The sequence below is a fragment of the Megasphaera sp. NM10 genome (genome assembly GCF_000417505.1).
Taxonomy (GTDB): Bacteria; Bacillota; Negativicutes; order Veillonellales; family Megasphaeraceae; genus Megasphaera; species Megasphaera intestinihominis.
Genome location: NZ_APHY01000030.1, coordinates 1 through 11,952 on the forward strand (window position 1 = coordinate 1; position 11,952 = coordinate 11,952).

Annotated in this window: 11 protein-coding genes and 2 tRNA genes; 2 read left to right on the forward strand and 11 right to left on the reverse strand. The window is 50.3% G+C overall.

Annotated elements, in window-relative coordinates; translation table 11 throughout:
* The 4 genes from NM10_RS06185 to NM10_RS06200 form a co-directional block, all read right to left on the reverse strand.
* Positions 1 to 534 carry a transposase gene (locus tag NM10_RS06185; protein WP_239639638.1) on the reverse strand — a complete coding sequence of 178 codons (534 nt, stop codon included), beginning with the start codon at positions 532 to 534 and terminating at the stop codon, positions 1 to 3.
* A gap of 185 nt (positions 535 to 719) precedes the next feature.
* Positions 720 to 1,247 carry a hypothetical protein gene (locus NM10_RS06190; RefSeq protein WP_020310738.1) on the reverse strand — a complete coding sequence of 176 codons (528 nt, stop codon included), beginning with the start codon at positions 1,245 to 1,247 and terminating at the stop codon, positions 720 to 722.
* A 6-nt stretch (positions 1,248 to 1,253) separates the two neighbouring features.
* Positions 1,254 to 2,639 carry a tetratricopeptide repeat protein gene (locus NM10_RS06195; protein ID WP_020310739.1) on the reverse strand — a complete coding sequence of 462 codons (1,386 nt, stop codon included), beginning with the start codon at positions 2,637 to 2,639 and terminating at the stop codon, positions 1,254 to 1,256.
* A complete protein-coding gene (locus NM10_RS06200) occupies positions 2,636 to 3,280 on the reverse strand; it encodes a radical SAM protein (RefSeq protein ID WP_192813550.1) in 645 nt (214 codons plus the stop codon). Before NM10_RS06200 ends, NM10_RS06195 begins: the two co-directional genes overlap by 4 nt.
* Before the next feature lie 256 nt (positions 3,281 to 3,536).
* On the opposite strand from NM10_RS06200, the gene NM10_RS06205 reads away from it, so the two are divergent.
* Positions 3,537 to 3,612: transfer RNA gene (locus NM10_RS06205), tRNA-Ala, on the forward strand.
* 237 nt (positions 3,613 to 3,849) lie between these two features.
* Here NM10_RS06205 and NM10_RS06210 read toward each other — a convergent pair.
* Together NM10_RS06210 and NM10_RS06215 are read right to left on the reverse strand one after the other, a co-directional pair.
* Positions 3,850 to 4,305: a flavodoxin family protein gene (locus tag NM10_RS06210; RefSeq protein ID WP_020310741.1), complete on the reverse strand. Its 456-nt coding sequence runs from the start codon at positions 4,303 to 4,305 to the stop codon at positions 3,850 to 3,852.
* A gap of 192 nt (positions 4,306 to 4,497) precedes the next feature.
* Positions 4,498 to 5,949 (reverse strand): pyruvate kinase, encoded by a 1,452-nt coding sequence (locus NM10_RS06215; RefSeq protein ID WP_239639639.1) that lies wholly within the window; start codon positions 5,947 to 5,949, stop codon positions 4,498 to 4,500.
* A gap of 167 nt (positions 5,950 to 6,116) precedes the next feature.
* Between NM10_RS06215 and NM10_RS06220 the strand changes: the two genes are divergently transcribed.
* Positions 6,117 to 6,659, forward strand: coding sequence for a phosphatase PAP2 family protein (locus tag NM10_RS06220; protein ID WP_020310744.1), 543 nt, complete (start codon positions 6,117 to 6,119; stop codon positions 6,657 to 6,659).
* 163 nt (positions 6,660 to 6,822) lie between these two features.
* Here NM10_RS06220 and NM10_RS06225 read toward each other — a convergent pair whose 3' ends face one another.
* From NM10_RS06225 to NM10_RS06245, 5 genes are all read right to left on the reverse strand, one after another.
* Positions 6,823 to 7,620 (reverse strand): HAD-IIA family hydrolase, encoded by a 798-nt coding sequence (locus tag NM10_RS06225; RefSeq protein WP_020310745.1) that lies wholly within the window; start codon positions 7,618 to 7,620, stop codon positions 6,823 to 6,825.
* Positions 7,621 to 7,648: 28 nt separating this feature from the next.
* Positions 7,649 to 8,809: an acyl-CoA dehydrogenase family protein gene (locus NM10_RS06230; RefSeq protein ID WP_020310746.1), complete on the reverse strand. Its 1,161-nt coding sequence runs from the start codon at positions 8,807 to 8,809 to the stop codon at positions 7,649 to 7,651.
* A gap of 451 nt (positions 8,810 to 9,260) precedes the next feature.
* Positions 9,261 to 9,337, reverse strand: a tRNA-Pro gene (locus NM10_RS06235).
* Between the two features lie 44 nt (positions 9,338 to 9,381).
* Positions 9,382 to 10,731 (reverse strand): pyruvate carboxylase subunit B, encoded by a 1,350-nt coding sequence (locus NM10_RS06240; protein WP_020310747.1) that lies wholly within the window; start codon positions 10,729 to 10,731, stop codon positions 9,382 to 9,384.
* 65 nt (positions 10,732 to 10,796) lie between these two features.
* Positions 10,797 to 11,852, reverse strand: coding sequence for an elongator complex protein 3 (locus NM10_RS06245; protein ID WP_020310748.1), 1,056 nt, complete (start codon positions 11,850 to 11,852; stop codon positions 10,797 to 10,799).
* Positions 11,853 to 11,952 lie beyond the last annotated feature (100 nt).

The window sequence follows — 11,952 nt, forward strand, 5'->3', positions numbered from 1 at the left end:
TCAGTCTTTCGTCCACATCCGGTACCCTACGGGAACCGCCAGATAACGGATAAGCGGAGCTTTTCCTTCATGCTGGTTCAGGACAGGGACACTCAGTGTCAAACTGACGAAGCAATGACCATTTACGTAAGGCTTGCCTGTATGGCAGGCATGGTCATGCAACAGAGAAACAGCATCGAACTTCTTGCCGAATTTCGGTACCGTCGTATCATCGACACTGAGAAAGACCGGTTCATTCTGTAAGGCCGCCGGAATCAGGCTGCAAGCCAATTCCGCTGTTTGCAGGCGGAGAGAACGGCTCGTCACCGTTTCGTTCTGAAGCGCCCGGTAATAACTATTTAAGCAGCGATGCGTCACCTGGGACAAGAAATTCCGATGAAGAAAGCGAAGAGACGGGAAGGCCTGCAAGGCTACCTGAGCGATGACCAACCAGGTCAGTAGGAATCGCGTTGGCCGTGTCGCCGTAGAAAAATATGTAGAAAAGAAACGAAACAGGCTACCAATAATCGAATTTTCGAGGTATAATGAAATCATCGCGTAACTCCTTTGGAATGATGTTTTTGAGCAGATTCATTATACTTCAAAGTGTGGTTACGCGATATTTATTTGTTCAAAAAGTTGTAAACTGCTGATTATTAGTTCAGTATAGCAGAAAACAAGGAAACTTCCAAAAGAATTGATGTAATATGGAATTTTGAATATACGAATACATAGTAGTATTATTTAAAACGTAAAATCTGATATTTCAATCCATTAAACCATACGATATCGTTCGCATGGGCCTGACTGCAAACATTTGCAAATGTCGTAGGCGTTCTTGTTCCCGGCTTTTCTAAATAAAAAGTTTTTTGAATATTCTCACCGTTATTGTGAATTTCTAAAACAACCACGGCCTTACAAGCTCCCCAATGTTTCTTAATGCCTGACGGGTGCTTCTGCTGTCCTTTCTTATTCTTCTTATGACTGCTATGGCTTCCTACGGACATATTCGCCATTTCCTTTTGAATCATCATTTGTTTCTGTATTTTATAGTCCTTTTCAGAAATAGGTTTCCCATATTCGTAATATCCGCATTGGCCAGGCCTGCATCTGACAGAAAAATCCGGAGCTACTATATTACAGCAACATTTTTTATCCATATCATAAAATTTACATGTTTCTTTTCTACGTCCTGGAGTATACATATTAGGCTCATATTCAACATGCCAATTTCCTTCCAGCCTTCCCTTAGGATGCCGATTACTCATAAAATATCACTCCTCTTCTTTATACAATTTCATCAGATGAAATTTTTGATCCGCATATTTTTTGGGGTAAAGAAGTAAAAATTTTTTTATTGCCTGTTGTGACACATGTATTTTGTATAATCGAACGGACCTTGAGGATGCATACTCTCTCAGTGTTTCTAAATCGGCTTCCGTCAGGCCTGGAAGCAGTGGTGCATTTTCCAGTGACAGATAGTAGTATAAATCACTATCTACATAGATATAGTACTGCTTTAAGATGTTTGTGATATGTTCAGGCAATATTGTAAAATCGATATCGCCACAAAAGTTTGTAAGTAAGTCGACATACTGCTCACTTGGGGTAAGTGATTTTAGTTTCACTGGCTTAACGGTCACATCTGGCTCATGGGAAATAAGCTTGAAAAATGGATACGTACAGTCTGGTTGTTTCTGGGCCAATTTCGTTAGTTTGCGGAGCGCTTTTTCACAAGCCGGACAGGTACCGGAACAGGGCGTTTTCTGAGGGCAGTCTGGTTCGCTCCAGGAAATGTGGTTGGCAGCGGCAAATCGAGCCCGTAGTGCTCGTAATGTACGGCAGATATCCTTACCATCGGAACGTACTGGCTGTTTCTGGATACTCTTTTTTGTGTAAATTGTTTCTTCGAAACTCGCTGGGTCAAATACATCTATAATACCCATTGTTGCATATGTTTCAGTACTTGCTTCGTGGTATTTCTTTTTATAGATAGCGGCCATGTGGAGATTCACCGGTACAGCAATCCCTTCGCTATAGCATCGGCTTAGGGCAGCAAATGCCAGACATTGTCCGGCATCAGCGGCCTTCATATACCAACGGAAAGCGGCTTTTTCATCTTGTTCGACGGACAGCCCCCGTTCGAGACAAACTCCCCAAACGAAGGAATAGTAAACATCATCACTTAATGCCTTCTGCTTTATAAACTGAATGACAGGAAGAGTGGCATCCATGCCGGCAGTGTAGCGTTTCAGAAATTCCCGTGCAAACGGCTGTACCTCTTGCCGATACGACCGTTTAAAAGCTTTCTTAAACCAGTATATGCTGCCAGGGCAGTTCCGGATTCCCTTCTCAATCCAGCCCGCCTGGGCCAGATATAATCCGAGGATAAGTGGATCTGCATCATCATAATCGTAATAAGATGAATTCCATGACTCAAGTTTCCAATAGTAGTGATAGTGTTTTATTTGATTCACCAGATAATGACAATGCTGATTTCCTGCTTGAGCGGCTCTCTTAAAATAGAAACAGGCTCTTTTTAAATCCGGAATACACCCTAAGCCTAAAAAATAGGCATACCCTTTTTGAATCCAGTTTTGTATAGCACTATTTTGAATATTGGAAAAGTTTTTTAACTCATATGGATGGGCATCTTTCATTCTGTCGTCCCCTCCCTCTTTTCTGGTGGCTTCCGATAGGAAAAAACTTCAATATGCTTTACATAGGGTTGGAGCCTGCGGACGCTTTTCTGGATATCGCGATTTGTATTATATCCCGGGATACGGGGAACCCGGACCCATATAGAATCCTGCCCATAGGGAGCATGTTGTACAAGATACATCAGATTGTTCCACATAAGGTCCATCTGCCCATGAGTATACCGGTAATAAACATCAGGATTCAAATCTTTGATGTCGATGATCCACAATGAAATATAAGGCAGCAATTCCTGTACGTTCTTTATGGATGCCTGCAATGATGTCTCGATACGGAGAGGGATATCTGGCAGTGTTTTTTGACTATACAAAGCACATTCTTTGACAAAATACTCTTGGCCCAGCGGCTCACCACCGCCGAAGACGATGCCCCCACCTGTCATACGCATATACAGCTCATCCCGTCTGACAAAATCAATCAGTTCACGAGCACTATAATCAGGCCACTGACTACGATCAGTATGACAAATAGGATTCGGACAATACTGACAATTTAAGGGACAGCCGGAAAAACCAATGAGGGTGGATATACCAGGGCCATCTGTTGCCATCCTGAACCGTGAAATGGAGAAAATACCTGACATCTGTCTACCTCCTGTCATTCATTGTCAATCTGCTAGGCGGACCTTCTTCCTTGGGAACGAAGGAGACGCTATATTTTTATGTTAATCCGGGTTACTCTAACTATGAGTATTATAGCATGAACGATTTTGTATAGCAAAAATGGAGTATCTAGGACGGTGCCAACATATTATGGGAATTTCTTGAATAAGAAAAAGGTCTTTGAAACTTGACAATAATCCATAGTCCATGCTATAATGTTTTCCGTACCAGACACATGGGGGTATAGCTCAGCTGGGAGAGCGCTTGCATGGCATGCAAGAGGTCAGGAGTTCGATCCTCCTTATCTCCACCATAAAGAATCTGATAACCACGCGGTTTATGAGCCGCGTGGTTATTTTTTATTACATGAAAAATCGAAGAAGGTTAGCACTAGGGTTAGCAATAAAAAAAACGACAGTAACCAGCAACAGGAACTGTCGTTTTTTTATTCATTCTTTAAGGAAAAGGGACCGCGCATGGCAGCAAAAGTGCTATGCGACGGTCCCTTTGCATCTGACTATGTTACCGGAGTGGGATTCTGGTAAACGAATCAGGCAACCTTATCTGTTTGGGTACGGTAATAGGTGTTTTCGGCAAAGTCTTTGACCGATTCTACGTCGATCAATTCGTTTTCTCCCAACGGTGTCTTAGCCATGGCTTCGGCCACGTAATTGACGTGGGTCCCGGCGACCCATACGCCGCTGGGCAGGAGTTCGACGGCGCTGCGCAGGTTCTTCGAGATGTCGTCGGAGAAGAGGTCGCGGTGCATGATGGCAAAGAGGGCGACTTTTCCGGCTTTGAGCCGCGGCAGGACGGCTTGGGAGACGTTATCTAATTTCAGGTTCAGGAACCAGACGCCGGCAAAGACGATATCGTAATCGTCAAAGTTTTCCGGGGCTTGTTCCATGGGCAGGAAGTCCGTATCTTTCGGCAGGACCGAACGGATGGCTTCGGCTAATTTTTTGACTCTACCTGTCTGTGAGGAATACAATACCAGTGCTTTCATAGTTTCCACGCTCCTTTCACATGGATGAGCATCCCTTTTCTCTCTGGCTTTACTATATCATAGAAAATAGCGGAAAACTGTTGTATTTACAACACCTCACAGTTCTTCAAAGACGTGTTCGGCAATATGAAGGGCCCGCAGCTGGGATGTTTTTTTTGTATTGGTGCTGTTCCATGCGCTGGAGGATGTTGGTCAGGACGGTGACAGCTTCGACGATGTACGGGCCTTTATTGAGCATGACACATTCAGCCGTTCGCCCATGGCGGCGTCGGTGATTTCCGCCCGTGACGGCAGGCCCGTCTTGACCAGGTTTTCCAGGACTTGTGTGGCCCAGATGACGGGGATATGCGCCGCTTCGCAGACCCACATGATTTCTTCCTGGAGCTCAGCCAGGCGCCGATATCCGACTTCGACGGCCAGGTCACCGCGGGCGATCATGATGCCCAAGGGCTGACGGGATGCAGCCTGGATGATGATGTCCGGCAAGTTGTCTACGGCTTCTTTATTTTCGATTTTGGCGACCAGGGCCAGGTGGTGGAACGATTTGCCGCAGCGTTTCTTCAATTCTTTCTGCAAGAGGGCTACGTCGGCTGCGGACTTCACGAAGGAATAGCCGATGGCATCGGCATGTTGGACGACGAAGTCCAGGTCTTCTTTGTCCTTTTCCGTCAAAGGCGACAGGTTCATCGGCGTCTGCGGGAAGTTCAGGCTCTTCTGGTTCTTAATTTTCCCGCCTTTCGGCTTGGTGTAGGTAATCTTCAGGTAGGCCCCCTTTTCGGTCAGGCTTTCGACGACGGCCCGGATTTTCCCATCGTCGATGAGGACGGGCTGGCCGCTCTGAAGGTTTTCAAAGACTTCCGGGATGCTGCACGACAAGACGATATTTCCCGTATAATCTGAAGGATACGATGAAATGGCGCCGGATACGAGGAAGACTTGTTCTCCCGGCATGACCTTGGCTTCGCCATAGCGCAGCAGGACTGAGGCAATGCGGACTTTCGGACCGGCCAGGTCCATGTAGACTTTGCAGTGATGCCCCGTTTCGGCTTCGGCCTGGCGGATGTAGGAAATCATGGCATCCCAGACTTCGCGGGAATCGTGGGCGCAGTTGATGCGGGCGCAGTCCATGCCGGCGGCGACGAGGTTGCGGATCAGGGTCCCGCCATCTTCGGCGGCTTCTGTCGGCAGGGTCACCATGATACGCGTCCCCGTCTTGGCCGTACCAAAAATCCGCCCTGTGTTATAGGCCAGGAGCGTATCACCGTAGAAGAAGCGCTTTGTCTGGGGATAAGGGATGAGTTTATCTGCCGGTTCATGGCAAATCCGGCCGAGGGAGGCCATGACGGCATCCAGATTGGTAATCGCCCGAGCTTCGCCGCGTCCCAGGGAGGACAGGCCCAAGGGCAGGAGGGAGCGCTGGATTTTCCGCAGGTCATGGCAGCGCAGAGCTAAGTAAAAGGCCATATTCCAGGCGCTATAAACGAAGCGTGTCCGCTGTATCTGCGGCAGCCAGTGCTGGAATAAGGCGTCGCCCCGGGAAAGGACGTCGCGCCGGAGCTGGCAGAGGACGTCGTAGAGTTCGTTCGTCGATGTATATATTTCCTGTTCCAATGTAATCACCTCAATATCATGAATTTTCTTCATATCTATTATTATATTCCCGACATGTGGCTTTCTCAATGCTTTCTGTTTTGTTTTACAGCGATTTTATAGATATATTTTTTACATATGGATAATCTATGATATATATATTTTTCTAATCATAAAATTCATGATATACTGGCTTTTGTTTCTACGAAAGGAGTCTTACTATGGAATGGATTACGACGACGGATATTCACATCCTCTTTGGGCTGCACCGCCTGGCCGGGCCGCACATGGATGCTTTCATCACTTACTTCACGACGGTGATCAATACGCTTTGGCTCTGGGCCATCCTAGCGGCCGCCGGTCTTTGGAAACGGCGGAGCCGCTGGGTCACGCTTACCATCATCGTCGCCGTCATCCTGGCCATCCTCGTCGGCGATGTGGCCATCAAGCACTTCGTCATGCGTATCCGGCCGTATCTGGTCATCCCCGGTGCGCCGACGCTGGATACGCTGAAGTACCCGATCAGCTACTCTTTTCCGTCAGGCCATTCGTTCTTCTTCTTTGCCGGGGCCACGGTCTTATTCCGGTCCTGTCGGCGCCCGGGCATAGCGGCCTACGGCCTGGCCTGTGTCGTCGCCTTTTCCCGTATGTACCTGTTCATGCATTTCCCCAGCGACGTCCTGACCGGTGCCGTCCTGGGTATTATCATCGGAAATATTGCCTGGCAGATATGCGGGTATGCCAAAAAGCGGCTGTCTTATTAAGACAGCCGCTTTTTGAGTATTAAGTTTGTAGTTTTTAGTTTGCCGCAAATGGTAAAAAATTTAAAACCATCTTCTACAAACTACAAACCCGGTACTACAAACTATAAGACAAAAGGGACCACGCATGATGGCAGAGAAACCTTCGTGCGTGGTCTTTTTTCAATTAAGCTTTTGCTTTTTTCGGCACTAAATCACCGATCCGGTCCAGGATATAATGGGGCTGGTAAGAGAACTGCTGGATATTTTCCCGATTAGAGACACCGCTCATGACCAAGACTGTTTCCATACCTGATTCTACCCCACCGATGATGTCCGTATCCATCCGGTCGCCAATCATGACGGCTTCTTCGGAATGGACGCCCAGCTTTTTCAAGCCAGTGCGCATCATTAATGGATTCGGCTTGCCGATGAAGTAAGCTTTCTTCCCCGTAGCCAGTTCAATCGGTGCAATCAAGGCCCGGCAGGCCGGGATAACGCCCCGGTCACTAGGACTGGTCATATCGCCATTGGTGCCAATAAGCTTGGCCCCTTTGTTGATCAGCTCGGTTGCCTTGATGATCATTTCATAATTATAGCCTGTCGTTTCGCCGACGACTACGTATTCCGGATTGACATCATTGAAAGGAATACCAACTTCATACAGAGCATTGATCAGGCCATGGGCTCCGATGATGTAAGCCGAACAGCCTGGAGCCTGGGTTTTCAGGAAATGAGCCGTCGCCAGGGCGCTCGTATAAAAATGACTTTCCTCGACATCCAGTCCCATAGACTGAAGCTTTTTGCGAAGTTCCAGCGGGGTCCGTTCACTAGAATTGGTAAGGAACAGAAACTGCTTCTTTTCTTTCTGGAGCCAGTTCACAAAATCCTTTACCCCCGGAATCAAGGTGCTGCCTTGGTAGATAACACCGTCCATATCACTGATAAAACCTTTTTTAGAACGTATAATGTTCAAATCCCTCATGAATTGGTTCCCCCTTCATTGATGAGTGTTATTTATTCGCCACGAAGCCGGCAATGACCATGCGCTGAACTTCGTTGGTGCCTTCGTAAATCTGCATGATCTTGGCATCGCGGACGAGTTTTTCTACCGGATATTCCCGGCTGTAACCGAAGCCGCCAAGGATCTGAACAGCTTCCAATGCGACCTGGACGGCCATGTCACCGGCAAAGCATTTGGCAATGGCAGCTTCGCGGGTATAGTTCCGTTTCGGTACGGCATAGTAGGTGTTGAGGAAGTTGATGATTGCCGCACGGGCGACTTCGGTCTTCATGTCCATGTCAGCCAGTTTAAAGGCGATGACTTCGTGCTTGATAATCGGTTTGCCGAAGGTGACGCGTTGTTTGGCGTATTTGACCGATTCGTCAATAGCCCGCTGGGCAATGCCGACGGCCAGGGATGCGACCATAGGCCGGGCCAGGTCCAGGGTCTGCATGGCATAGATGAAGCCCTTCCCTTCCTGACCGATGAGGTGGTCAGCCGGGATATGGACGTCCTGGAAAATGACTTCCGTCGTGTTGGACAGGCGGATGCCCATCTTATCTTCTTCCTTGCCGACAGAAACGCCTGGGCGGTCCCGTTCGACGATGAAAGCCGAAATGCCTTTGACGCCCTTTGTCTTGTCGGTAATGGCAAAGACCGTGTAGACCGAAGCGACGCCGCCGTTGGTGATGAAGCATTTCGTGCCGTTCAATACGTATTCATCGCCCTGTTTGACAGCGACTGTCGTCCCGGCTGCCGCATCGGAGCCGGCATTGGCTTCGGTCAGGCAGAAAGCGCAGAAACCGCTGCCCTTTTCACCGGTCAGGTATTCGGCATAGAGCTTCTTCTGGGCATCCGTGCCGTGCTGGAGTACCGGTTTCAGGCCCAGGCCGGAAGCGGCAATAGCCGTAGCGACACCGGCGTCGACTTTTGCCAGTTCTTCATAGACAGCGGCAACGGTATAATAATCCTGGCCCAGGCCGCCGTATTCTTCCGGGATTTCCAGGCCGCAGAAGCCCATGTCGACGGCTTCCTGATAGATGTCCAGTAACTTCTGGCCCGGTTCCTTAGCCTGATCCAATTCATGAACAAAAGGAGCGACTTTCTTTTCAGCAAAATCTTTAGCCAAATTGACCAGGTCCTGCTGGTCTTTCTTTAAAATGTAACCCATGATGAAAACCTCCTCTGACAGAAAATAAGCGGATGACAAACGGATATATACTATACTATTTATCATCATTCTATCAGAAATGGCCGAAAAAGCAACCGTGAGAAGTGGTTAGTGGTTAGTGGTTAGTGGCTAGTGGTTAGCATTTCGTAGTGGCCGTCCCAAAGGGCGGCCCGCTTCAGGATATGTGTGATTTTTCCCAACTAGTCTGTCAGAAGAATCATCCAAATTCCGGAACGGGCTCCCCACGTGCGAGCCCCTACAATGACAAAAAAGGGGCTGTCGCACGAAGATTATGTCATCATGCGCAGTCCCTTTTACTCTACAGTTTGTAGCACAGAGTTTGTCGTTTGCAGAAAAAGCCCTTAAATTTAAAGCCATCCGCTAACAACTAACTGCTAGCTACTGACAACAAAAAGGATTTGTCGCATAACGACAAACCCTTTTTTTGTCTTGGTCGGAACGGCGAGATTTGAACTCGCGACCTCTTCCACCCCAAGGAAGCGCGCTACCAAGCTGCGCCACGTCCCGTCGACTTTTCTATTTTAACTGATTCGACAGGACTTGTCAATAGTCTATTTGTTATCTCTTTTACGGAAAAACGGCAGGGCTACTTCTGGGAACAGGGTATAGCTCAAAACGTCTTCCGGGCTGGCATCGGGGAATCCTTCGTCAGCCAGGGCTTTCTTCGATTTTTCCAGTTCCGGTTCCAAGTCGTCGGCCGGGCGGTGGGTGATGACCGGTTCGTCGCCGATGCACATCTTGCGGAACTTTTCATCGATCTTACCGGGGACGCGGCCGTATTTCCCGCGGACGATGTCGCGGACTTCGTTGGTGACGATCTTATAGCGGCCATAGAGGACGTTGAGGGCTGCTGCCGAGCCGGTGATCTGGCTGGTCGGCGTAACCAGCGGCGGATAGCCGAGGTCGCGGCGGACGTTGGGCATTTCGGCCAGGACTTCGTCGAAGCGGTCTTCGGCGCCCTGGGCTTTTAGCTGGTTATAGAGGTTGGTCAGCATGCCGCCGGGAATCTGATATTTGCGGACAGCCGGATTGATCTGGCTGGGCATGGTCAATTTGAATTCGTCTTCCAGTTCTTTGCGGACATGCTTGAAGTGGTCGACGATGGACCACAGGCGGTCGACGTCGATGTCCGTATCATAGATGCTGTGCTGCAGAGCCATGACCATCGATTCCGTCGCCGGCTGGCTGGTGATTTCGCCGAATGGCGACAAGGCCGTGTCGATGATGTCGACACCGCCTTCGATGGCCTTCATATAGGTCATTTCACCGAGGCCGCACGTACAGTGCGTGTGCAGTTCAATAGGCACGGACAAGTGCTTCTTGAGCATGCGGATCAGGTTGTATGCGTCATACGGTGACAGCAGGCCGGACATATCCTTGATGCAGATGGAGTCGACGCCCATGTCCTGCAGTTCCTTGGCGACCTTGGTGAACGATTCCATCGTATGGATAGGGCTGATGGTATAGACCAGGGCGCCCTGGACGTGGACGGACTTCGTGTCTTTCGCCGCCTTGATGGACGATTCCAGGTTGCGCGGGTCGTTGAGGGCGTCGAAGACGCGGATGATGTCGATACCGTTATCGACGGCGCGGTTGACGAATTCGTAGACGACGTCGTCGGCATAATGGCGGTATCCTAAGATATTCTGGCCGCGGAACAACATCTGCAAGGGCGTCTTCTTGACGTGCTTCTTGATGGTCCGCAGGCGTTCCCACGGGTCTTCGTCGAGGAAGCGCATACACGTATCAAAGGTAGCGCCGCCCCAACATTCCAGGGCATTATAGCCGACTTCATCCATCGCTTCCAGGACCGGCAGCATCTGGCGCAGGCGCATACGCGTGGCCGCAATGGACTGGTGGCCGTCGCGAAGGACCGTTTCTGTGATTTTTACTCTTGCCATTCTATTTCCTCCAATGTTGTATTTATCTTCAAAGGTTGGATGCGAAAATCATGCGTATCATCTTATTATATCATAGTAGGCCCGGTTTTGCTATTCACATCGAGGTCATACACAGTCCGGCCCTGGCAGACACGGATATGACCAAGGGGTACCTCATCCTGATGCCAGATCAGGTGCTGAGGCAGGCTCCAGCGGGCCGTCTTGACGGTAACGTTGCGATAGCCCCGGACGCGGGACGTATCGCGCCGGTTATAGCCGATGGTGATTGCCGGTTCATCGGGCAGGCTGCGGAGGAAGGACAGGAGCTGCCGACCATAGCGGCGAGTATCGACTAATTCGCCCATAGCCGGCGTGTAGGCCCCGGCCAGGACCTGCGTGTCGTCGTCGAGGTCTTCCGTGGCTTGCAGGCCCGTCCGGATGCAATTTATGCCCTGTTCCAGGAAGTGCTGCTTCATGTAGGCCGCCCGGACGACGCCTTCATGGATGGTCAAGGGCTGGTAGCGGCCGGCCCGCCAGCTGGCAGCCAGGTCCGTCCCGGCGAGGACGGCGACGGGATAGATACGGGCCAGGTCCGGCTGGAGCTGGCAGATAGCCGCCGTGGTCCGGACCAGGCTCGGCCAGTCTTCACCGGGCAGGCCGGGCATGAGCTGATGGCCGACGGTGAAGCCGTACTGCCGCAGGAGAGCCGTCGCCGCCACGACATCCCCTGACGTATGGCCCCGCCGGGCCTGCTCGAGGACGGTATCGTCCATGGACTGGACGCCCAGTTCGACGCAGGTCATGCCGTACTGCTGCAGGCGCTGCAATATCTCCGGCGTAATGCAGTCCGGCCGGGTCGAACAGCGGATGGCGTCAATCGTACCGGCCTCCAAGGCTTCGTAAGCCGGCTGCAGAAGGCCTTCCTGTACCTCCCCGGGCATGGCCGTGAAACTGCCGCCGTAGAAAGCCACTTCCCAGTGGCGCGGCGTCCGGGCCGACGCCGTATAGGACGCAATGAGACGACGCACCTCATCGGGCGACGGCAGGCCCTGATGTCCCGTAATCTGCCACTGATTACAGAAGACACAGCGGTGGGGACAGCCGATATGGGGAATGAAAATAGGGATGATAGACGTTTGCATGATGCCTCCCGTGGAATGAAAAAAGGCTTGTCGTATGACGACAAGCCTTTCAAGGTGTTAGCGGCTAGGGGTTAGGGGTTAGCCAAACCAGACACTAACT